Origin of the sequence: Vibrio maritimus, assembly GCF_021441885.1 — a bacterium.
Classification (GTDB): domain Bacteria; phylum Pseudomonadota; class Gammaproteobacteria; order Enterobacterales; family Vibrionaceae; genus Vibrio; species Vibrio maritimus_B.
Map to the genome: position 1 here is coordinate 1,523,654 of NZ_CP090438.1, position 22,252 is coordinate 1,545,905.

Consider the following 22,252-nt stretch of genomic DNA (forward strand, 5'->3'; position numbering starts at 1 on the left):
GTTGGGAATGAAGTGCTACGCTTGAATGAGTGCAGCAATAAGGAAATAAACAGTGGCGAATTTTACGGGCGTGATTTTGGTGTTGCTCAGTGTCATAGTCGGCACCACGTTAGCTTCACAGGCAGGCGTTAATGCACAGCTTAGAACAGGGCTAAGTTCTCCACTTCAGGCAGCGTTTATTTCGTTTGTGATTGGGACCATAGTACTCGGTACATTAGTCGTGCTGGAAGGAAAGCCTTGGTTTCCGACAGGAAGTTTAAAGAATCTTCCTTGGTGGGCGTGGTTGGGTGGTTTTTTAGGGGCCTTTAATATTGCGATGTCGATCTATCTAGCACCTAAGTTAGGGGCTTTAGCGCTTGCGATCTCGATTGTTTGTGGGCAGGTCATCGCGTCTCTTTTTTACGATCAGTACGGTCTTTTGGGCTACCCTAAGATCGAACTATCGCCCCACCGGATTGGAGGGGCGATCTTGATAGTGATCGGCGTGATTCTTGTCGCTAATCACCCTAGCAAAGGTAATTGACTCTTGAGTCAGATTAGCCTGCAATTGCTACGCGTTTAATGTCCAGCTTGGTGTCTTCGAATGTGTCTTTATCGACCTTACCAGAGATAATCACTGTATCGGTTGGAGACACTTCAACACCACGCCAGTCTTCGTTCTCGACCTCGATAACAATAGTGTTTTGACCGTCAGTGAATTGGTACTTTTCATCACCAAGCGAGTGGGTAATGTTGCCAGTGATTTGGACTGCCGTGTCGTCTTTTGCTTCCAACGCTTGTGCAACAGTCGTTTGTGCACCAAGTGTAGGACCGTTAAAACCGCCTTGAGCAGGCATTGATTTAGCTGCTGCGAAACCAGACGTTAGGATTAGTGCTGTAGCGATGATAACTTTTTTCATAATAACCTCGATTTAGACATCTTTGTTTAGTTGACGATGTCAGTATGCATCCGTCTAGATTAACTAACCTTGAAATGAATATTCAGAATTCGTTCATGTTTGAAAAAAGTTTGTCTGCTACTGCTTGAGCTATGTACTCGACTGATGACAAGTAAAACCCTTGTATGCTTGGAGTGACCGCTAGAAACTCGCTCTGTCTACTTAGTGCGACAGAGCATTGATGAAAACGTTATGATGCTGAAAGGCGTTTGCCAATAAAGGTGGCAATATGGCTTTTTTTAATCAGGGTGTTACCACTCTTTTGCGGGTTGAGTAAACACTTTCTTATAGGATGGCTCCAGATAGTAACCACCTATTACCTTAAATACATAGTCGCTATCAACGATGGGTACGTAAGTCACTTTACCTTGAAATATCATATTGACTGCCCAAGAGTCATCATCCAAATGCGCTAGTTCGCCCATTGCTTTAATTTGTTTGTTGCTATCAAAGAGAGCGACTTCAGTTGTTTCCCTGCAAAGAGTAGTGGTTGTATCACATATCATCAGCATACCTTCTTTGTATGCGTAGTAAGGTTTGTCGATCTCAATAGCTACTCTATCTTCGTAGGTATAGTGTCCACTAATCGCCACAGATTTAGGTGGGTCATAAACCTCACCTGATAGTTTATGGGTAACTTGAATCACAGCAGGCGCAGGGATGATTCTTCCCTGATACCCCATCATCGCTAAGTCTTCATCGAAGAAGGTGGGTTCTTGGTTTACCAATCGCGCGAATTTAGCGATGAAAGATACATTTAGTGGCACTGAGCCCCTAAGGTATTGCGAAAAAGCGGATTGATTCATCCCAAGGGCTTCAGCTGCTTTAGCTTGGGACATGCCTGTAGCTTGCTTATAATCATCCCATGATGACCTGATCTTTTGTAAAACGACGGGATCGTAGTGCGCTGCTTTGCGTCCCATATCAAATAGCCTTCTGATAGCTGTTATAAGTAGAATAAAGTACCAATACTAATATTCACTTAAAGCGAAGTCTATTGTATTACTAATATTTATGGATAGCTTGAGGTGGAATTGAAGATTTACTCAGGTCTTACTCCTTCTAGGGTGCTGATGAAGCGATTTACAGAGGTAAACTGTAAGAATAAAAATGACAGTTGTGTTTGGGATTCTTCAGTTTTTCGTCGCAGAAAAGAGCCCCTGATACCAAACTGTCAGAAAAATATCAGGGATGCAGAATACCTGCTAATACGCTGAAATCGTGGCGGATTCAGCGCTTTCTGTAAGCAACTGATGTCAATATACTTAATGGAATTTGTTTTGTTAAAGCAGTATTACTGCTGATTAGTGTTGATTTGGTTTTTATCGGCAGTTAGTTACTCATAAGTTTACTTGCATATCTCTATGTCATTATCTGTTAGCGCAACCAATTTGATGATCACCAACGCTACAATCAGGTAGGGTAAGCATAGCGTATTGATTAATAGATGTTTCATGGGAGAGCCCTGATGAAATGCCGCTTCCATGCGGCTGTGCTAAAACTATTGATAAACGGTTAACCTTGAGGTTGGTAATCACTGATTCGGAACACTTCTTCTGGGGTTACCTCATTTGGTCCTGACGAGCGGAAGAAGTAGTTACCACGTACCATTCTTAGCCCGTCCAGGCGTTCGATGTAGTCTGTACGTACGAATGCATTTTCAGTGACAAGCTCGAGAACTTCATCCCATGAGATTCGAGTTTGAATGTATTCTCTTGCTTCACTATCCCATAGGCTGTAAAAACCGTCGTGGTGCATATCAATTCGTTTTTTGTGCCCATTTGAATCGATATAAATGTTTACGTACCAGCCCGATGAGGCGTAAGGGTGACACTCTGCCGGTTTCGCTACATCACAATTTTGTACTCGATAAACTGGCTCATTCATTTCTCTTACGAGGATTTCTTCGACTTCATAGCTAGGTACGTAGATGTAAACAGGCTTTCCAAACACTGATTCACCGAAGCCATCTGTTCGCTCTGCAGGAACTTGGAAGTAGAACACGCCATCCTCATTCGTATGGTTGGTATCGGTATTGATTACGTAGGCTGGATCCACCATTGCTTCTGGAGCTGGTGAGATGCCTGGCATATCAGGTGGGATAATGTTTCCATTCTCGTCAGTCTTACAGCCAGTTAATACCACTGCTGCAATTGCAGTAGCTAAGATGGTTTTTAAGTTAACCACAAAAAATTACCTCTAGTGTTATGAAAAATATCGCTACGTATAGCATCTGTGCCTACATATAAGTTGTTGTATTACCGAATATTTGGTCGGTAACAAGGAAGTTCATAGTTGGTTCTTATTTTTCTTTGATAATCGCTGCCGCATATGCTCGGGTTTCTGTTTCCACAATTACACCCAATAAGTGCTTTTAAGTAATTCGGTTAGTTTTTTGCAACCATACTCTGACAGCAGGTCATTCTGTGGTGACGTTTTTAGTTGGCTCAACGTAAGCCTGTTAGCCTCGAGCCATTTGTTTGTTGAGTCCGCGTTACCATGGGCATTAACGAGTTGCCAGATTTTCCAATCTATGAACGCGGCGAACTCGTCTTGACCTATTAAACGTTCGTTAATCGCTAGGCACATCGCCGCGTAATGCGGATGCCTTATTGTTTTTTCGGCCTTTGAGTTTTGATTCAGGAACTCATCGTAACTTGGTGAAGCTGTTGCAAATATTGGTATTAGTAATACTGCTAGTAATGGCTTTATCATTAGTGTTTTAACCTGAGTTCAGTGTGCCGCTCAAAATGGTTTTGGATTGGAAACAGTTTACTTATGGTTTGTTATTGTATTTCAAATAGTATTACTACTAATTGTTGGCGCAAAGACTACCATACGTTTGTCGATGGTGAACACATTCTAAATGTAACGAGTTATCTCATGCGTGATTGGCTAATATGATTCGGGTTGTTTAGTGGGTGTTTTTAGAAGACCCAAGTTTACGTAGGTAAGCTTCTGGTGGGTAGACGATAATTGGAGAAATTATGAACTCTACAACGTCGTCATTCCACTGGCGATGCGCTTACACAGGCAGGAATCTTCTTGAGGCTTGGTGCGTGTGTTGAGTAGATCTCTGCCTGCGCAGAGATGACGACTATTTTGAATGTGAGGAACTTACAACTCGCGTCATTTCTGCACAGGCGCACGGCTAGTGGGGTGATAATTGTTTGATGTAATACAGTTGACTAACCCTAACTCACCATTCTCTTATCACGTTCACCTTTTGCATCATAAGCTAAGTCACCATAGATATAAGTTTCACAAACCGTTCGGTCATCTCCGAGGCTCATTAACACAAACAGCTTTTCTTCAAGCGTTGTTGCTTGATTCATTCTAAAGCGCATTAGCTGCGTCGCGTGCAGATCCAGAACCACAAAGTCAGCTTCTTTGCCTATTTCTAGGTTGCCGATTTTATCTTCTAAGTGCAGAGCTTTTGCACCGCCCAGTGTGGCAAGAAACAGCGATTTGATCGGGTGCAGCTTTTCTTGTTGTAGTTGCATGATCTTATACGCCTCACTCATGGTCTGTAGTATGGAGAAACTGGTGCCTGCTCCTACATCCGTACCCATGCCAACCCTTATGCCCTTATCTTCCATCTTGTTGAGCTTAAACAAGCCAGAACCTAGGAATAGGTTAGAGGTTGGACAAAAAGCAATGGCGGATTCGGTATCCGCTAGACGTTGACATTCGCAATCTGAAAGATGAATACCATGGGCGAATACCGAGCGCTTGTGAAGCAAGCCGTAGTGGTCGTAGACATCTAAATAGCTTTCTCGCTCTGGAAATAGGTCCAGTACCCATTCGATCTCTTTCTTGTTTTCTGAGAGGTGAGTGTGCATATAGACGTCAGGGTATTCTTCAAGCAGCTTTCCGACTATAGCGAGTTGCTCGGGTGTGCTAGTAGGAGCAAACCGCGGTGTGACAGCGTAATGTAGGCGTCCGCGATTGTGCCACTTCTCGATGAGTTCTTTTGAAGCCTGGTAGCCAGATTCTGGTGTATCAGTAAGGTAATCCGGAGCATTGCGGTCCATTAACACCTTACCGCAAATCATTCGCAGGTTTCGACGTTCGGCTTCGCCAAAGAAGACATCGACCGACTCCTTGTGCACGGTACCAAACACCAGCGCGGTTGTTGTACCGTTGCTGGCAAGTTCATCTAGAAACAGCTTCGCCACCTTAAGTGCATAGATAGGGTTTTGAAAGCGTCGCTCTTCGGGGAAGGTATAGTTTTCCAGCCAATCAAGAAGCTGCTCCCCATAAGAGGCAATCATGCCTGTCTGAGGGTAGTGGATATGAGTATCGATAAAGCCGGAGGTGATGAGCTTATCTTTATAAGTCTTAATCTTCATTGGCTTTGTGTGTCTGGCCAATATATCGGTTGCGCTGCCGATGTCGACGATGTGACCATTTTCCACCACGATCATGCCGTCTTCAAAAAATTGATATGAGTTCTCTAGACCCACATCTTTGGGGTCAGCAATGCTATGTAAAATGCTGGCACGGTAGGCCTTGCGTTGTGTTGTCATGACACTTCCTTTCTCTGCCCGAATTCTTCAGGCAGTATTATTATTTTAATCCTTTAGCGGCCTTTTAGCCTGCTTGGTCGAGCTCTTGGCGAGAGTGCGCTGGGCGCTTTTGCTCTAACGGGTTGCCTTGGTAATGCGAAATCAGCTCACCCGCAACCGAGACAGCAATCTCTGCTGGGTGCTTGCCAGTGACCGCTCCAATACCTATCGGGCAGGTCATGGTGTTGATTTCATCTTGATTAAAGCCACGTTGTGCCAAACGGAAATCAAACTTCTTACGCTTGGTCAGTGATCCAATCATCCCAAAGTAGGCGCTGTCACCGCGTTTGATAATCGCTTTTGCCAGATCGAAATCGAGTTGGTGATTGTGAGTCATCACTAGGTAATAACTGTTTGGTGGCATTTGAGCGATTTCACCAACTGGGTCGTCACTCACAAGCTTGTTGACGCCTTGTGGCAAGGTTTCTGGGAATTCAGCCTCACGTTCATCAATCCACGTTACTCTGAAGGGCAGGGTAGCGACAATATGAACCAATGCTTTTGCCACATGACCTGCACCAAAAAGTACCAAATGCTTTTGCGAAGTGCCAATAGGTTCAAAGCTGAGCGTTGCCATACCACCACAGCATTGTCCTAATCGAGCACCCAAATTAAATCTTTCTACTTTTAGGCTTTGCTCTCCAGAAAGAAGCATTTCTCGAGCCATTTTAGAGGCGACATGTTCTAAATGGCCGCCTCCAATGGTCGCGAAGATGTTGTCTCGCGTTACCAGCATTTTTGTACCTGCATCTCGCGGCACGGAGCCGCGATCTTCAAGTACTGTCACCATGACACAAGGTTCGTGCTGTTCTTCGAGCCTAGCAAGCTCATGAATCCAGTTGTCCTTAAACATAGTGACCTCCTGTTAATGGGTTTCCGTGAAGGATGCCGTGTTAACACTCTGTCCTTGTGTCACGGCTTGTACCGCCATTAACACGCGTTCTGGTGTTGCTGGGGTATCCAGTTTGGGAATCGCACCATCAACGGCGACATAAGAGATGGCATCTTTTAGAGCACTCCAAACGGACATGCCGAGCATGAAAGGCGGTTCACCCACAGCTTTGGAGTTGAACACGGTGTCTTCTGGGTTACTTCGGTTTTCGAGAAGATGCGTTCTAAAATCGATCGGCATGTCAGCAATCGCAGGGATCTTGTAGCTTGCAGGACCATTCGTCATCAAACGTCCTTGCTCATTCCAGACGAGCTCTTCGGTTGTCAACCAACCCACGCCTTGAACGAAGCCACCTTCTACCTGACCAATGTCGATAGCTGGGTTAAGCGACGCGCCTACATCATGCAAGATATCCACGCGTAAGATTTTATACTCGCCCGTTAAGGTATCGATGATGACTTCTGAACACGAGACGCCGTAAGCATAGTAATAGAAAGGGCGGCCACGTGCTTTCTCATGGTCGTAGTAGATTTTAGGCGTGCGATAAAAACCTGTGCTTGATAGTGAGATTTGGTTCATCCACGCCAGCTGCGCAAAGTCAGCAAATGTCATTATTTGGTCGCGTATTTGGACCATACCATTTTTAAACAGCACTTCTTCAGGAGTGACTTTAAAGTGAGAAGAAGCAAATTCAATCAGACGCTGTTTAATAGTTATTGCGGCGTTTTGTGCAGCTTTACCGTTGAGATCGGCGCCCGATGAGGCCGCCGTGGGCGAGGTGTTCGGCACCTTGTCGGTGTTGGTAGCGGTGATTTGGATACGGTCAACATCTACTTGAAACTCCTCTGCAACGATTTGCGCCACTTTGATATTCAGACCTTGACCCATCTCTGTACCACCGTGGTTTAAGTGGATACTGCCGTCGGTATAGATATGAATAAGTGCGCCTGCTTGGTTTAGGAAGGTGGCGGTAAACGAGATACCAAATTTGACGGGCGTGATAGACAAACCCTTTTTCAAAATCGGACTGTTTTTGTTGAACTCAGCGATTTCTTTACGCCTTGCGTGGTAATCACTGCTTTGTTCTAACTGCTCAGTGATTTCAGGAAGGAAGTTATCTTCCACTGTTTGGTAGTAGTGGGTAACGTTTCGACCCTCTTCACCGTAGTAGTTGGCTTTGCGAACTTCTAACGGGTCTTTGTTTAGGTAGCGGGCGATTTCATCCATGATGTGTTCAATGGTCATCATCCCCTGAGGACCACCAAAACCACGGTAAGCGGTGTTCGAAGCTGTATTGGTTTTGCAGCGGTGTCCGGTAACGGTCGCATCACCCAAATAGTAAGCATTGTCAGAGTGGAACATGGCACGGTCGACAATCGAGCTCGACAGATCTGGCGAGTAGCCACAGTTACCGGCGACAACAATATCGGCACCTTGAATCACACCGTTATCATCAAACCCAATCTTATATTGGTTGTAGAATGGGTGACGTTTACCGGTCATGGTCATATCTTCATTACGAAGCAGTCGCATCTTGGTTGGTCGACCGGTTAAATGAGCGATCACTGCCGCCATACAAGCAGGCGCAGCAGCTTGCGTTTCTTTACCACCAAAACCGCCGCCCATACGGCGCATGTCGATAACCACTTTGTGCATCGCAACTCCGAGTACTTCAGATACCAGCTTTTGCACTTCTGTTGGGTTTTGTGTGGAGGTATAAACAATCATGCCGCCGTCTTCGGTTGGCATCACGCTGCTAACTTGTGTTTCGAGATAGAAGTGTTCTTGACCGCCAATTTCGATTTCACCCTCGATGACGTGTTTGGCGTTGGCAAGGGCTTTGGCTGAGTCACCGCGCTTTTGCTGGTGGCTTTCCGTCACGAAATGTTTTTTCGCTAGTGCTTCTTTGACATCCAGAATGGCAGGTAGCGGTTCGTATTCAACAATGGCTGCGTGCGCTGCTTTTCTTGCAGTTTCGAGATCGCTCGCCGCCACTGCGATGACGGGTTGACCGTAGTATTCGACAATGCCATCGGCAAGCAGAGGGTCTCCTGGGAGGATAGCGCCGATGTCGAGTTGTCCTGGCACGTCTTTGGAGGTAATCGCAATGGCAACGCCGGCGAAGTCATAACAAGGAGAGACGTCTATCTTTGTGATTTTTGCGTGTGCTTGTGTGCTCAGTAGCGCGTAGACATGAAGTTGGTTTGGGAACTCAAGTCTGTCATCGATATAGACAGCCTCACCCGTCACTTGTTTTGGCGCGCTATCGTGCTTTACGCTTTTACCAACACCTGTTTTAATATCTTGTTTGACGATAGCAACCATCTCTTCGTGAGTCAGCTGCTGATGATTCACATTAGACATAAGATGTTACCCTCGTTTCAATCAGATTGTTGATGTTATTGGTTTCAATGTAATAGCGTTTGAGCATATTGGCTGCGGTGAGGCTTCGGTAAGTTTGGCTTGCGCGAAAATCCGATAGCGGCTCAAAGTCATTGCTAAGTGCTTCCATTGCGTTACTAATGGTCTCTTCATTCCAAGGCTGTCCGACTAATGTCTTCTCACAAGATATTGCTCGTTTAGGTGTTGCAGCCATGCCGCCAAAGGCGATACGAGCACTCACTACATTGTTATCTTTCACTTCAATACTGAAAGCACCGCAAACTGCAGAGATGTCATCATCGAGACGTTTCGAGAGTTTATAAGCTCGGAATGTACTTGATGATGGCTTAGGTATAACAATCTTTTCGATAAATTCGCTAGGTTGCTGCGCGGTGACTTTGTAGCTGATGAAGTAGTCCTCAATAGGCATGACGCGTGTTTCATCACCACAGCGTAGTTGGATTCTTGCATCAAGAGCGATGAGCAGAGGAGGTGTGTCTCCGATAGGCGAAGCGTTAGCAATATTGCCACCTATGGTGCCTTGATTTCTAACTTGCAAAGAGGCGAAGCGGTGTAATAGTTCACCGAAATCGGGGTAGTGCTTGTTTAGCAGCGTATAGGCATCGCTGATTGGAAGGTTTGCGCCAATCTCTAAGCTGTCTTCTGTCTCTTGGCAAACTTTCATCTCTTCGACAAGATTCACGCTGATAAGTGTTTCTATCTCGCGATGGAACTGGGTAACTTCGAGCGCCAGATCTGTACCACCAGCAACCAGTTTGGCTTGGGGATGAGCTTTATATAGTTTGGCAAGCTCATCAGTGTTCTTTGGAGAAAATGCGGTAAGGTGTCCCAGACGAAGACTTGCTTCCTCATTTTGGATTCTTTCAAGCTTAGCGATGGTTGCTCGTTCAAGCTCTGAAAATTGGTCAACGATTTGTTGTTCCGAACACAGTGACAACGCAGAATCGACGATAGGTCGGTAACCCGTGCAGCGGCAGAGATTGCCAGCTAGAGACTCCATCACATCGGCTTTGTTAGCATTCGGCTTGTTCTTAGTCAGTGCGAACATCGACATGATAAATCCTGGCGTACAGTAGCCGCACTGAGAGCCATGAAATTCGACAATGGCCTGTTGAACTGGGTGAAGTGACTTATCGCGAGCTTGCAGGTCTTCTACCGTGATAAGTTGCTTGCCGTGAAGAGCAGAAATAAAAGTGAGACAGGAGTTAACGCTGAGATACTCGAGCTTGCCATCGACGAGCTCACCAAGTACCACGGTACATGCACCGCAATCACCAGAACCGCATCCTTCCTTTGTGCCTGTTTTTTTAACATGAGTGCGCAGATAGCTCAGCACCGTCATGTTTGGGGAGACATTTACTTCCTGTCTGATTTCTTGATTGAGTAAAAAAGTAATCAAGAGACCTCCTTATACAGTGTGTTCATGAAATTATTTTTCTGACCTTCGGGTCAATAATTGGCCAAATTGACCACGAGGTCAACTATTAATTTACAAGTTAGCAACATTTCTAATGGGTTGAGATCGAGGTCAAATTGGGAGTTGTGGCTAGGTTGTTGGTTTGGAAAGTATTGTGTGGTGGCGAGTACCGCTGTGTGCGATACAAAAAATCATCGTTGAAAAAGTAGGGGGTTTTGGCATCTATGTCGCCATCCCCTTGTAAAAGGGGATCTTTTGCAGCGCGTTGAAAAATCGATTTGGCAAGGTATGTATGTGTTTGAGATGAGTTACTCGCGTCAGGAGATCCTCACTTGCGTGAGGATGACGAGCTTTCTTTGGGTATACAACTTAGTTTTAGAGAGGTTTTAAGTTAACTCGCTTTGTTCTTCAAAACATCTGAGAACACGACATGCAAGTCGTTGGAGGCCATACTGTCATCGAGGTTGAGCTTAGAGCGAATATGGTCAAGGTGCTCGCTCATCAACGCGAGTGCTTTTTCTCTATTACCTGCTTCTATGGCGTCTAGTAACTCGCTATGTTCATCTTGGGAGCAGTTGGAGTGATTGCCCGTCTCATACATTGCGATGAGAAGAGATGATTGAGATACGATGCTTCTTTGGAAGGCCAAAAGGGGAGCATTATCTGCCATCTCGGCAAGTTTGATATGGAACTCACCTGAGAGCCTTAGCCCTTTACCGTAGTCATCTTGGGCGAAGGCTTGGTTTTCCTGTTCTACCAACTTGCGGCACTCGGCAATTTGTAGTTTCGTCGCATGCTCGACTGCAAGCTCTATGATAGCGATTTCAAGTATTTCTCGAGCTTTGAATATTTGCTTCGCCTCTTCAACAGATGGGGCTGAAACGGTCGCGCCTCGGTTGGGTTTGATATCGATGACTTTTTCAATGGATAGTCTCAGTAGCGCACGACGTATTATGGTTCTGCTAACGCCAAAGATCTCAGCTAATGCTTCTTCGCTAAGTTTTGTCGCGGGTGGCAGTCTTTGCTCGAGAATAGCGTCGAAAATATGGCAATAAACCACGTCGTCTTGGGTCTGTCCTGCGACTTTGGTCTTCACGCTTTTGTTTACTGAGTTTTTCAGGTTTCCCATTTGGATACAGCACTCTACAGTTTTCATTCCTTGTTAAGACAATAATACTTCACTTTGTATACAAATAGCCACTACGACCAGATTTTGTGAAACAACCTGCAATAATAAGAACAAAAAAGGTTAAGAGTCGATTTGCGTTGATGAGAAGGAGGAACATTTCCTCCTTCGATTGATGAGAAGTAAGTTCGAGTTAGATCCCGAAGTCATAGCCTTTGTAGATATCAGAGAGCGTTTTCGGCTTTTTACTGCGTTTTGACTGCGCAGTGTGTTGTTGACTCTGCAGCGCTTCTGCATGAGCTTGCGCAGATTTCATGAATTCAGGATTGGCCATCGCTTTTTTACGCAGCTCGTTGATGCGTTCTAGTCTTTCTTGCAACATAACTACACCTCATGAATTACTGTATGTACAAACAGTATATGTAGTAACTGTATAAAGATCCAGTATTGATGTGCAATCGTTAGATTTTCTGTTTGTTAGGTCAATTGTTGATGAGGGAATACTTGGTGCAAATTGACTTGGAAATTACCATTCTTGACTATCTATGTGATTTAGATCAAACAATTGTGATTGTCTTGGGGTACAAAATTTGAGCGCTTTAACATAAGTGGTGCGCTTGGTTGCATTTGTTTGGTTATTGAAAGGTAGGTAAAGATTTTTGGGGTTAGCAAGATGTTAAAATCACAAGTCTACGTCCTAACTTAATGTAAATTAAAAAAAATATAGAGGTTAGCTTGTTTTTTGAACATTGTTTTTCATGGTTTATCGTTATGGATCTAGTATTGCTAATGATGATGAATGTTTAATTATTCATGCGCTGTGCGTAAAGATTGTTAAAATTTGTGACAGGCGAGGGTTGTGGGTATAGTCTCGGCCAACTAACAAAATGTGTCTAATTGTTTCAAGAAGACATCAGTTAAGGAGATTTATCGACATGATCACTAATGATGCTGTCATCATGGGTTTGCTAGCCGTAATCCTCGGCGCTGTGTTTATCACAGAAAGCAGTAAAAACCCATTCTGGAAAAAATTCTATTCCGTCGTTCCTGGTCTTTTGCTGTGTTACTTTCTGCCGTCGCTACTCAATACGACTGGTTTGATTGATGGCTCAGCCTCTAACTTGTATTTCGTTGCAAGTCGTTATCTGCTTCCAGGTGCGTTAGTACTACTTATCGTATCGGCTGATCTGAAGAAGATCTTCGGGCTTGGCTCTAAAGCCGTCATCATGTTTTTGACAGGTACCCTTGGTATTATTATTGGCGGTCCAGCGGCGATTATTATTCTAAACTTCGTGAATCCTGACCTTGTTTCTGGTGATGTATGGCGAGGGCTAACAACGGTAGCGGGTTCTTGGATCGGTGGTGGTGCAAACCAAGCGGCGATGAAGGAAGTGTTTGGCGTTGGTGACCAACTGTTCTCCGCAATGATCACTGTTGATGTCATCTGTGCCAACATTTGGATGGCCGTGCTGCTTATCATGGCTGGTCGTCAAAAGAAAATGGATGCTTGGCTAAAGGCGGATACAACGTCGATCGACGAACTTAAAGAGACGGTGGCGAAATACGAAGAGGAAAACTCTCGCCCGATCACGACAACAGATATGATGAAAGTCGTCGCGATTGCGTTTGGTTTGACTGGCTTGGCTCACTTTGGCGCAGACTTAATTGCACCATGGATTGCAACCAACGCACCTGAGCTTGAAAAGTACAGCCTGACTTCAGGATTCTTCTGGCTAATCGTATTGGTTACGACATTCGCACTGATCGCCTCTATGTTTAAACCTGCTCGCACCCTAGAACATGCTGGCGCATCAAAAATCGGTTCGGCATTCATCTATATTCTCGTCGCGACGATTGGTATGCAAATGGATGTGACTGCGATTCTAGATAACCCAGGTTACTTCTTTATCGGTATTACATGGTTAACGATTCATGCACTGCTGATGATTGGTGTCGCGAAGCTTATTAGAGCGCCACTATTCTTTATGGCGGTAGGTAGCCAAGCAAACGTGGGCGGCGCAGCATCGGCACCAGTTGTAGCGGCAGCATTCCATCCATCACTGGCGCCTGTCGGTATTTTGATGGCGGTTCTGGGCTATGCATTGGGTACTTATGGCGCGTATATTTGCGGCATATTGATGCAAAGTGTTGTTGGCTTTTAGAATTAGCTGAATACTGTCTCGTCCTAAAATACATTGAAAAGAAAGGCATGGTTTTTACACCATGCCTTTTTTACACTTTGAGTATCTGCTTCAGTTATTCTGTTGCTTGTTGAAGCTTTTGCCGTTTTTTCATACGCAACGTTGAGTACACAGAGAAAACAGCTAATACGATGAACGCGAGTGCGATCGGTCTCTCATATAAGAATGACCAGCTGTTATCGTACATAAGCAACGCTTTTCTTAGGTTAGTTTCAGCCATAGGACCCAAGATTATGGCGAGTAGAATTGGTGACGAAGGTATCTCTAGCTTGCCCAGAACAAAACCAAGGAAACCAAAGCCAATCGCAATGCCGACATCAAACATTGAGTTGTTGATGGCATAAGCACCAACGACCGACAAGAAGATGATGATTGGAATCATGAGTATCTTCGGCACCTCAATGATGCGGCAGAAGAATCGAATACCGATCAACCCAACGATAAGCATGACAAGGTTAGCCACCAACATTGAACTGAACACGCCATAAACGACTTCTGGGCTTTGTGCAAACAGCAGAGGACCAGGCGTTAAACCTTGAACAATCAGAGCGCCAAGCAAGACCGCGGCCACCGCATCTCCCGGAACACCAAGAGTAAGCAAAGGCACGAGTGAGCCACCTGTTACACCGTTATTGCCAGCTTCCGCGGCAGCTAGCCCGCGTACAGACCCTTTACCAAACTCTTCTGGATTCTTCGACGAGCGCTTCGCTTCGTTGTAGCAAACAAACGCTGAGATATCCGCGCCAGCACCGGGAACTGAACCAATAGAAGTTCCTAATAAGCCACTTTTGACTGCTGTTGGCATCATCTCTTTGAGATCTTGCTTGCTCATTAGGCTTCGATCGAACTTCGGCTTCGCCATTTTCTTTTCTGACGTAATTTTTTCGATTTGGTTGAGCGCTTCGGACAGAGCAAATAAACCAATCAGTACAGGAATGACGTTGATACCGCTATATAGATCCATGACGCCAAAAGTAAACCTAGGGACGCTACTAATTGGGTCTAAACCGACCGTTGAAATGAGAAGTCCAATCGCACCAGCGAGCAGGCCTTTGAGAATATTTTGAGCTGATACGCTAGCAATGATGGTTAAGCCAAACACAGCCAATGCAAAATATTCAGGTGCGTTAAATCTCAGAGCGAAGTCTGCTAAAAGCGGTGAGATACCGATGAGAACTATGGTACTGATTAAGCCACCAGTAAATGAAGCCACAGCAGAGATACTTAACGCACGAGCCGCTTGCCCCTTAGCAGCGAGAGTATGCCCATCTAGAACGGTTGCTGCAGATGCTGGCGTACCTGGAGTTTTTAGCAAAATAGCTGCAATAGAGCCGCCGTATATTCCGCCAATATAAACACCGATTAGCATCACGAGTGCGGCGGTTGGCTCCATTCCAAAGGTAAAAGGCAGCAAGATGGCCACACCCATAGTGGCTGTTAAGCCAGGTAGGGCACCGAGAATAATTCCTCCAAGAACACCAAACACAAGAACAGGGAGAACAGAGAAACTAAATGCGACCGCTAGGCCATTGACTAAATGTTCAAACATAGCGGTCCCTTAATATAATAAGCCTTCTGGTAAAGCGATGATAAACACCTCACCAAACAGATAGTAAATTCCATAAACGAATGCCCACGCGACGGCATAGTAGAGCGGCTTTTTAACCTTAAATATGATGAGGTAGATGGTGAATGCGATAAATGACGCAATGAGATATCCAACTGCATGGATTAATAGAGCGTAGCCACCTAAAAACGCGAGACCAAACACCGATAATTTAGTGAAAATTGGCAGCTCTTCTTTAGCGAGCTTCTTTTGCATGACATGTTGGATGATCAGTAAACCGGATAGAAGAATGATGGCGATGGCGACAACGCTAGGAAAAAATTTGGCATCTACACTCGCGTCTTGAAAGCGAGGCTCTGCAAACTGACTTATGAAATAAAGGCTTAGAGCACCAAAGATGATCATAAGCGAAGGGAAAATAACATGACGACTTTTCATAGACTCACCTCAACTGCGTGAGAGATGCGGGGGAGAGAAGCGCCCCCGCAGGTAATACATACTAGATAATTGAATTAGTTAATAAGTTGACCCAGTGCTTTCGTATCTTGCTCGACGAACGAGGTAAACTCTTCGGCATTTAGGTTATGGATTGTCATGGCACCTTTTTCCATGAACTCGATAAACTCAGGCGATGCCATAGCTTGGTCGAATGCTTTGCCAAGTGTTTCGATAACTTCATCTGGCGTATTTTTAGGAGCGCCAATACCACGCCATGTACCTGTTTGCACGTCTACACCTTGCTCTTTAAGCGTTGGAACGTCAGGAATGTAAGCAATTCGCTCTTCTGACATAACACCTAGCGCTTTTAGTTGACCTGAGCGTAGTTGAGCAATAGCTTCTCCCGGCGTAACCATAGTCACATCAGTATGTTTACCAAGAACCGCTGGAATTGCTTCAGAAGCTCCGTTGTAAGGAATGGCATTGAGCTTAATGCCTTGGTCTTTTTCTAACGCCATCAGATAGAAGTTAGGCGCTGCTGTTGAGGCGAACTTAACCGCGCCATCTTCTTTCTTCGCCTCAGCGATCAGATCGTTAATGGTGTTATATGGGCTGTCAGCGGAAACAAGTACAACAGCTGGGTCAAGGTTGACCATACGAATAAGTTTGAAATCATCAGCCGTATGCTGCATTAGTCCCATTTGTGGAAGAGAGGCAATCTCGCGAGTGACAACCGTTAGTGTATAGCCATCTGCACGTTGCTGAGCACCAAAGCTCATACCAACAGCGCCAGCACCACCAGTACGGTTCATTACCGCAATGTTCTGCCCAAGAACGTCTTTTGCTGAGTTTGCTAGTGTACGACCGACTGCATCGGTACCACCACCTGCACCAAATGGAACAACAAGGCGAATATTCTTAGCTGGGTAGTCGGCAGCGATGACCGATGTCGAAAGGAGAATACCAGCGGTAACAAATAGTTTTTTAAGTAAGTTGCTCATAGTTTTGACCTTAATTATCTAAATTGTTGTGTAGGGGTAGTGTTTTTTATTGATTGATATTCACTGATAGTGAGTTGCTCTATAGCTAGAGCAATCCAACTGCTAATTAGCATGTCGTACCATTGTTCAACGCCACTACATGCGACGACGATATCGCCATAAACAAAGGAGCCATAAAATAAGACGTCGCCTTCACGCAGTGAGGAAGGGTGAACAGACTGCTGATGAATATTTGGAGTGTTGTTCCTCCATGCCTGCTGAGCTTTCTTTCTTGCCAACTTATCGAATTCAATCGTCCATTGAGATGGATTGCCTAATGAAGACTCGATCAAAATAGACTCTTCAAAGCTGCCTTCCCAAGGCTTGATGGATGGGTCCATAACGACGATGTGTAGCTCTTTGCGATTCGTACGCTCAAACAGTTTTTCAATTGCGGGTTTCACTAATTCGATAGCATCTAACGCGATCTCTTTATTGCTTTTCATAACACCTCCAATGGCAATGAATTTACTATATTGTAAGACAATAATTGCCCGCCACTTGTCGTCGAACAAAATGATAGAGAGGTCACGTTGGATAGATTTTATTTGCCACTAAGATCAATTTAATTAATTAAAATAGCCATTTAAGTGTGATTTGGAATAGGTTTTTACAATTCAAATAAACTGTGAGTTATTAAAATATAATTGTACTAATAAATTACAAAAATATGACGAAGTTACCGCCAAAATATTCCATGTTATGAACTGTTTATTAGACTGATATTCGTCACTAGCTCTCAAAACCTGCAAGTTGATGGTGAGGGGGCTTGCCTTAACTGGTGTGTTTGTGACAATCTTTTGAATAGTTATTCATTTTTAGGCAGGAAGCCCATGAAACCCATAATTAAACCAAGCAATCCTAACTTCTCTTCAGGACCTTGTAGCAAGCGCCCAAGCTATCAACTATCGAATCTCGATACGGCATCTTTGGGGCGTAGCCACCGTTCCTCACTTGGCAAAGCCGTTTTAGCTGAGTCTATCGACAAGACTAAGGCGATTTTAGGCATCCCGGACGACTATCGCGTCGGTATTGTGGCAGGTTCAGATACCGGTGCGATGGAAATGGTGATGTGGTCAATGCTAGGCGCACGACCTGTTGATGTATTTCATTGGGAGTCGTTCGGTTCTGGTTGGTTAACCGATATCACTAAGCAGCTAAAGTTGGATGAGGTATATAGCTATCTTGCGGAATACGGCGAGTTGCCGGATCTCTCTTTGGCTAATCCAAGTCATGATGCGGTGTTTACGTGGAACGGTACTACCTCTGGTGTGAAAGTCCCTAACGGTGATTGGATCAGTGATGAGCGTGAAGGACTGACTATTTGTGACGCGACTTCGGCAGTATTTGCAATGGACATGCCTTGGGAGAAGCTGGATGTTGTGACTTACAGCTGGCAGAAAGTACTTGGTGGAGAGGGTGGTCATGGCGTGATTGTTCTAAGTCCAAAAGCGGTTGAGCGTCTAGAAAGTTACACACCATCTTGGCCACTGCCGAAGATCTTCCGAATGACGAAAGGCGGTAAGCTGATCGAAGGCATTTTTAAAGGGGCAACCATCAATACTCCTTCTATGCTGTGTGTGGTGGATTACATTGATGCCCTAGATTGGGTGGATGGCTTAGGCGGGGTCGATGTGGCGATTGAGAAATCTCAAGCTAACTTAGCCGTGTTAACGAACTTTGTTGATTCTCGTGACTGGATTCACTTCTTAGCGAAGAAGCCAGAGCAGCGCTCAAATACTAGTGTGTGCTTAACCTTAGATGCGACGGAAGATCAGGTTAAAGCCATGATCAAGCTTCTTGATGAAGAGCAAGTAGCGTTTGACATCGGTGCTTATCGTGATGCCCCCGCTGGTTTGAGGATATGGGCGGGAGCGACCGTCGAGGCAACAGACATAGAAGCATTGTTGCCGTGGCTAGATTGGGCTTACGCAGAAGTCACTAAATAAAGAACAAAGCACCTGCTTATCAGGTGCTTTGTTGTCTCTGGCGCAACATAAAAAAGCCAGCATTGGGACGAATAAAGTGCACTGATGGGTAGAAAAGGATTTTCAACTTAAAGTGGAACCAATAATGAAACAAATAAAAACCTACAACGCGATTGCTAATAAAGGACTCGATAAGTTTTCACGTGATCAATACGAAGTCTCAAGCGAGTTTAGTGCGCCGGATGCAATTCTTCTTAGAAGTCAAAAACTGCATGAAGAACCGATAGCTCCAAGCGTAAAAGCCATCGCTCGCTGTGGAGCTGGGGTGAATAATATTCCGATTCAAGCCTGCACAGAAAATGGCATTGTGGTATTCAACACACCTGGCGCTAATGCGAATGCTGTAAAGGAATTAGTATTAACAGGGCTGTTACTCTCGGCGCGCGATGTTTTTGGTGGAATGCAGTACTCCCAGTCGCTTACCGAGCTTTCGGATGCTGCTGCAATGGACAAACTACTGGAGAAAGAGAAGAAACGCTTCTCAGGGTCGGAAATCAAAGGTAAAACGCTGGGTGTTATTGGTCTTGGTGCAATCGGTGCGTCTGTCGCGAATACCGCTATCGATTTAGGTATGGAAGTCATCGGTTTTGACTCGGCGCTCAGTGTTGAGGCAGCATGGCGCCTTTCAAGTCGTATCCAGCGAGCGGAGAACTTGCAGTCGCTAATCGGTAAGTGCGACTTCGTTACGGTCCATGTTCCAGCACTTCCGGCGACCATCGGACTTATCAGCAGTGAACTGCTCGCATCCGCTAAGCCGGGTCTGGTACTACTTAACTTTGCTCGCAAAGAGATTGTCGATACTGACGCCGTGGTTACGGCACTAGAAAATGGTCAAGTAGGTCAGTATGTAACGGATTTTCCAACACCGTCTTTAATCGGCAGAGAGGGCGTTATTCTCATGCCACACATCGGCGCGTCTACGGCAGAAGCAGAAGAAAACTGCGCGGTGATGGGAGCCATGCAGCTTATAGATTTCCTCGAAAACGGCAATATTACCAACTCGGTTAACTTTCCTCAGATCACATTAGAACGCGCCGAAGGCTATCGAATCACGTTTGCCAACGACAATGTTCCTAAAGTGCTTGGTACGGTTCTTTCTTTACTTGCGGATCTCAACATCAACGTACTTGATATGCTCAACAAGAGTCGGGATGAAGTGGCGTATACAATACTGGATATCGAGCAAGAGCCAAACGCGGAGCTTCTATCTGCGATCAGTGGGGTGGAGCACGTATTCAACGTTAGGGCGCTGTGATTGTCAGTTATTTGCGAGGATTGCTAGCACCACCAACGACAATGACTAGGTTGGTGGCCCGTTTATTGGGTCACCAGCGAGTCATTGGTGACAAAGTCATAAATCGAGTTCTTCCCTAACGCTTTGTACCAGAGTGCGGTAAGCACGAGCGAGTTGGTATTAATGTTATAAGCCGTATTGGTGCCGCCATTTTCGTAGATACCGGTAGGTATACTGCGTGAGCTTAAACTGGAGTTAAGAACAGTTTCCGTTAGCGTAACGGCGAATTCATCTTCAAAGATTACGCTAAGTCCGAACCCCACTTTGTTACTGAAAATCTGAGGGTTTTCAATGGGTTTTCCTCCCGGGCTAACGCTTATCCATGGCTTTCCATAGTAATAGACGTTGTTGTAAGCAAACCAAGGGCTTTTATTCATCGCATCTTCTGCATAGACTTTGAGTTTCCCAGACAAGGCTGACTCACTTTTATGAAGTTCGTACAAGGCGTCTAGCTGGTTCCACCAGGCATTCACATTACCGATTTCAATCGCAAGAAGAACATAAGGATCAGTGGTGAAGTAGGGGAGGTTTCGCTGGTCGATAAGTAACTTTTGATTGTCGACTTCCACGGCTTCAATGTGGTTCCAACTGAAACTCTCATCCAAATCGTAACCAAACAACACAAAACCTTGAGCAGCATATTGCAGGTATCCTAAACGCCCTTCTTGACGATAATACTCTTTACCTTGGTAAAGCTTGGTTCCAAACAAGTTGCCATCTTTAACGGCTTTTTCAAGCGACCATCGCTGTAGTATTTTTTCAATGTCACGGCTTAGGTCTGGAAATCTTTCTTGTGTCACTTTGAGCCAGATAAGTAGACGGCCAATGTCGAGTGCCGACCAGCCATTGCCATTACTATCGGATTCAGAATAACTGCCTGAAGGTAGGCCAGACTCGGTGCTGTACTCTCTATTGGGTAGGGTGTTTTTGTAGAGAGGAAGTTCGGCGAGTGTATTTAGCGTCAGTGTTAACGTGTCCTTTGTAACTTCACGCGATGCGAGTTCTAAGTCATAGGCTGCAATGGTTGCAGCAATGCCACTGGCCACATCCCACATCGTGGCGTGATGATAGCCTTGTACTGAATCCCAAAGGCCGGTCTTTGGGTGATAGTTACGGTCAAAGTAGTGCTTCGACTTTTTTGCTAATAGCCAGTCATTGCGATCTAGCCGCGAGAGGTCGAGGGTTATTTTTTGAGGGGTAACGTCATCTATTGGTAGGACAGACGACGACTCAAATTCGTTGAGAGGTTCGCCATTCGCTTCGACGATGATCGATGGAGCTATCGCTCGGCGCTGAAACTCTATCTCACTTTTTGGGCCAGTTGCCTCTCCCTGAGTCATACCCCGTCCGCCATAAAAACTTGGCGACGCCTCTTCAGAAGCAATCACTTGAACGCTAAGTATACAACCCAGTAGGGGCAACATCACTTTGTGTATACTCACTGTTCGCTTCATCCTTGGTAATTGGCAATCCTAAACTAATGATAATACATGGTTTATGTATTTCGAGAATAATTAATCTGGCGTACATCAAATCTTCGAAAAATCGCAACATTAGACGTGTATAAAAAACGTACAAATAAATGTCATTCTGCGTTAAGTTTTGCTAAGATGTTGGCGTCAACGGACTGTAATGGGTCAACGGATAGGCAGGGCTTCGAAGTCAATAAGGTGCTCCTATGCGAAATTTCATTCAATCGCTCACCCGTTCAGAGAATATTCTTGTCAGAGATTCTGCATTTAAACTTCATCACTTCTTGGATAAAAGCGTTGCTGACTATCGCCTCGACGATACCCAAAAAGCACGCCTAGAAGACTACCTACATTCAAATGAACTCACCCATACCGATTTTGGCGACCCGTTAAAAGCTCACGGGATTATCGCTTTTTCGTTTGGCGATAGTGAAGATGTGAACAAAGAACTTGCCGATGTTAGTGTGTCACTCATGAAAAACAATGCGTTTCTAGACGCACACTTACAACAAGAAGTTGCGGTACACGCATTAGATAAAGTGACAAACATCAATGTGATTCGAAATGATGACTACCAAACAACAGCGGACGTCGCGAGAGTCGCCTTGGAGCATTCCGTTGGTCGCAATGTCATTGTCGTCGCACAATCTTGGCATGCGAAGCGTTGTATCGAGACCTGCCAACAAGCTGGTTTAAACGTGGTTGGATTAAGGACGGTACAGAGCTTTCCAAAAAATGATCCACAGCCTTGGGTGCGTAATCCAATCAACTGGGTACTGAAAGAGAGTAACCGCCGTTTTGCTACTGGCTACGAGATCAGTAAAGAGCTTCAGCTCGCATAAGCTATGGAGCTCTAACATCTTGTTTTAATGCCGAAATTAAACTCGAATTGTGCGACTTGATTACTA

Annotated in this window: 19 protein-coding genes; 5 read left to right on the top strand and 14 right to left on the bottom strand. The window is 45.1% G+C overall.

The genetic code is table 11. The features are described 5' to 3' along the window. Positions 1–52 precede the first annotated feature (52 nt). Positions 53–523, top strand: a complete 471-nt coding sequence (locus LY387_RS06990) for a DMT family transporter (protein WP_234495839.1) — start codon at positions 53–55, stop codon at positions 521–523. A 13-nt stretch (positions 524–536) separates the two neighbouring features. Here the strand turns inward: LY387_RS06990 and LY387_RS06995 are convergent, their stop codons facing one another. The 9 genes from LY387_RS06995 to LY387_RS07035 form a co-directional block, all read right to left on the bottom strand. Further along, complete coding sequence (locus LY387_RS06995; protein ID WP_234495840.1) at positions 537–899, bottom strand: YgiW/YdeI family stress tolerance OB fold protein; 363 nt, start codon at positions 897–899, stop codon at positions 537–539. Positions 900–1,189: 290 nt separating this feature from the next. Beyond that, positions 1,190–1,861 (bottom strand): helix-turn-helix domain-containing protein, encoded by a 672-nt coding sequence (locus tag LY387_RS07000; protein WP_234495841.1) that lies wholly within the window; start codon positions 1,859–1,861, stop codon positions 1,190–1,192. A 592-nt stretch (positions 1,862–2,453) separates the two neighbouring features. Then, complete coding sequence (locus LY387_RS07005; RefSeq protein WP_234495842.1) at positions 2,454–3,125, bottom strand: hypothetical protein; 672 nt, start codon at positions 3,123–3,125, stop codon at positions 2,454–2,456. A gap of 1,007 nt (positions 3,126–4,132) precedes the next feature. Continuing rightward, positions 4,133–5,467, bottom strand: a complete 1,335-nt coding sequence (gene guaD, locus LY387_RS07010; protein WP_234495843.1) for a guanine deaminase — start codon at positions 5,465–5,467, stop codon at positions 4,133–4,135. 64 nt (positions 5,468–5,531) lie between these two features. Continuing rightward, positions 5,532–6,359 (bottom strand): xanthine dehydrogenase accessory protein XdhC, encoded by an 828-nt coding sequence (xdhC, locus tag LY387_RS07015; RefSeq protein ID WP_234495844.1) that lies wholly within the window; start codon positions 6,357–6,359, stop codon positions 5,532–5,534. 12 nt (positions 6,360–6,371) lie between these two features. Continuing rightward, a complete protein-coding gene (gene xdhB, locus LY387_RS07020; protein WP_234495845.1) occupies positions 6,372–8,762 on the bottom strand; it encodes a xanthine dehydrogenase molybdopterin binding subunit in 2,391 nt (796 codons plus the stop codon). After that, positions 8,755–10,143, bottom strand: coding sequence for a xanthine dehydrogenase small subunit (gene xdhA / locus LY387_RS07025; protein ID WP_234496071.1), 1,389 nt, complete (start codon positions 10,141–10,143; stop codon positions 8,755–8,757). The genes xdhB and xdhA overlap by 8 nt, the downstream gene beginning before the upstream one ends. Positions 10,144–10,609: 466 nt before the next feature. Continuing rightward, positions 10,610–11,347, bottom strand: a complete 738-nt coding sequence (locus LY387_RS07030) for a GntR family transcriptional regulator (RefSeq protein WP_234495846.1) — start codon at positions 11,345–11,347, stop codon at positions 10,610–10,612. A gap of 190 nt (positions 11,348–11,537) precedes the next feature. After that, positions 11,538–11,726: a hypothetical protein gene (locus LY387_RS07035; RefSeq protein ID WP_042472651.1), complete on the bottom strand. Its 189-nt coding sequence runs from the start codon at positions 11,724–11,726 to the stop codon at positions 11,538–11,540. Between the two features lie 553 nt (positions 11,727–12,279). On the opposite strand from LY387_RS07035, the gene LY387_RS07040 reads away from it, so the two are divergent. After that, positions 12,280–13,506, top strand: a complete 1,227-nt coding sequence (locus LY387_RS07040) for a DUF819 domain-containing protein (RefSeq protein WP_234495847.1) — start codon at positions 12,280–12,282, stop codon at positions 13,504–13,506. A gap of 94 nt (positions 13,507–13,600) precedes the next feature. Here the strand turns inward: LY387_RS07040 and LY387_RS07045 are convergent, their stop codons facing one another. The 4 genes from LY387_RS07045 to LY387_RS07060 all read right to left on the bottom strand — a co-directional run bounded on the left by LY387_RS07045 (position 13,601) and on the right by LY387_RS07060 (position 17,036). Continuing rightward, positions 13,601–15,094, bottom strand: a complete 1,494-nt coding sequence (locus tag LY387_RS07045) for a tripartite tricarboxylate transporter permease (RefSeq protein ID WP_234495848.1) — start codon at positions 15,092–15,094, stop codon at positions 13,601–13,603. Positions 15,095–15,103: 9 nt separating this feature from the next. After that, a complete protein-coding gene (locus LY387_RS07050) occupies positions 15,104–15,550 on the bottom strand; it encodes a tripartite tricarboxylate transporter TctB family protein (RefSeq protein ID WP_234495849.1) in 447 nt (148 codons plus the stop codon). Between the two features lie 74 nt (positions 15,551–15,624). Continuing rightward, positions 15,625–16,551, bottom strand: coding sequence for a tripartite tricarboxylate transporter substrate binding protein (locus LY387_RS07055; RefSeq protein WP_234495850.1), 927 nt, complete (start codon positions 16,549–16,551; stop codon positions 15,625–15,627). 14 nt (positions 16,552–16,565) lie between these two features. Further along, a complete protein-coding gene (locus LY387_RS07060; RefSeq protein ID WP_234495851.1) occupies positions 16,566–17,036 on the bottom strand; it encodes a hypothetical protein in 471 nt (156 codons plus the stop codon). 387 nt (positions 17,037–17,423) lie between these two features. On the opposite strand from LY387_RS07060, the gene LY387_RS07065 reads away from it, so the two are divergent. Next, positions 17,424–18,539 (top strand): phosphoserine transaminase, encoded by a 1,116-nt coding sequence (locus LY387_RS07065; RefSeq protein ID WP_234495852.1) that lies wholly within the window; start codon positions 17,424–17,426, stop codon positions 18,537–18,539. Positions 18,540–18,663: 124 nt separating this feature from the next. After that, complete coding sequence (locus LY387_RS07070; RefSeq protein WP_234495853.1) at positions 18,664–19,833, top strand: phosphoglycerate dehydrogenase; 1,170 nt, start codon at positions 18,664–18,666, stop codon at positions 19,831–19,833. A gap of 62 nt (positions 19,834–19,895) precedes the next feature. Here LY387_RS07070 and LY387_RS07075 read toward each other — a convergent pair whose 3' ends face one another. Next, positions 19,896–21,314, bottom strand: coding sequence for a DUF3131 domain-containing protein (locus LY387_RS07075; RefSeq protein WP_234495854.1), 1,419 nt, complete (start codon positions 21,312–21,314; stop codon positions 19,896–19,898). A gap of 236 nt (positions 21,315–21,550) precedes the next feature. Between LY387_RS07075 and LY387_RS07080 the strand changes: the two genes are divergently transcribed. Beyond that, complete coding sequence (locus LY387_RS07080; RefSeq protein WP_128650073.1) at positions 21,551–22,186, top strand: hypothetical protein; 636 nt, start codon at positions 21,551–21,553, stop codon at positions 22,184–22,186. Positions 22,187–22,252: the final 66 nt, after the last annotated feature.

What these genes read in the sequence shown, in the direction of transcription:
- LY387_RS06995 (WP_234495840.1), bottom strand. Translation starts at nt 899, where the DNA reads ATGAAAAAAGTTATCATCGCTACAGCACTAATCCTAACGTCTGGTTTC.
- LY387_RS07060 (WP_234495851.1), bottom strand. Translation starts at nt 17,036, where the DNA reads ATGAAAAGCAATAAAGAGATCGCGTTAGATGCTATCGAATTAGTGAAA.
- LY387_RS07055 (WP_234495850.1), bottom strand. Translation starts at nt 16,551, where the DNA reads ATGAGCAACTTACTTAAAAAACTATTTGTTACCGCTGGTATTCTCCTT.
- LY387_RS07040 (WP_234495847.1), top strand. Translation starts at nt 12,280, where the DNA reads ATGATCACTAATGATGCTGTCATCATGGGTTTGCTAGCCGTAATCCTC.
- guaD (WP_234495843.1), bottom strand. Translation starts at nt 5,467, where the DNA reads ATGACAACACAACGCAAGGCCTACCGTGCCAGCATTTTACATAGCATT.
- LY387_RS07080 (WP_128650073.1), top strand. Translation starts at nt 21,551, where the DNA reads ATGCGAAATTTCATTCAATCGCTCACCCGTTCAGAGAATATTCTTGTC.
- LY387_RS07035 (WP_042472651.1), bottom strand. Translation starts at nt 11,726, where the DNA reads ATGTTGCAAGAAAGACTAGAACGCATCAACGAGCTGCGTAAAAAAGCG.
- LY387_RS07050 (WP_234495849.1), bottom strand. Translation starts at nt 15,550, where the DNA reads ATGAAAAGTCGTCATGTTATTTTCCCTTCGCTTATGATCATCTTTGGT.
- xdhB (WP_234495845.1), bottom strand. Translation starts at nt 8,762, where the DNA reads ATGTCTAATGTGAATCATCAGCAGCTGACTCACGAAGAGATGGTTGCT.
- xdhC (WP_234495844.1), bottom strand. Translation starts at nt 6,359, where the DNA reads ATGTTTAAGGACAACTGGATTCATGAGCTTGCTAGGCTCGAAGAACAG.
- xdhA (WP_234496071.1), bottom strand. Translation starts at nt 10,143, where the DNA reads ATGACGGTGCTGAGCTATCTGCGCACTCATGTTAAAAAAACAGGCACA.
- LY387_RS07065 (WP_234495852.1), top strand. Translation starts at nt 17,424, where the DNA reads ATGAAACCCATAATTAAACCAAGCAATCCTAACTTCTCTTCAGGACCT.
- LY387_RS07030 (WP_234495846.1), bottom strand. Translation starts at nt 11,347, where the DNA reads ATGGGAAACCTGAAAAACTCAGTAAACAAAAGCGTGAAGACCAAAGTC.
- LY387_RS07045 (WP_234495848.1), bottom strand. Translation starts at nt 15,094, where the DNA reads ATGTTTGAACATTTAGTCAATGGCCTAGCGGTCGCATTTAGTTTCTCT.
- LY387_RS07000 (WP_234495841.1), bottom strand. Translation starts at nt 1,861, where the DNA reads ATGGGACGCAAAGCAGCGCACTACGATCCCGTCGTTTTACAAAAGATC.
- LY387_RS07070 (WP_234495853.1), top strand. Translation starts at nt 18,664, where the DNA reads ATGAAACAAATAAAAACCTACAACGCGATTGCTAATAAAGGACTCGAT.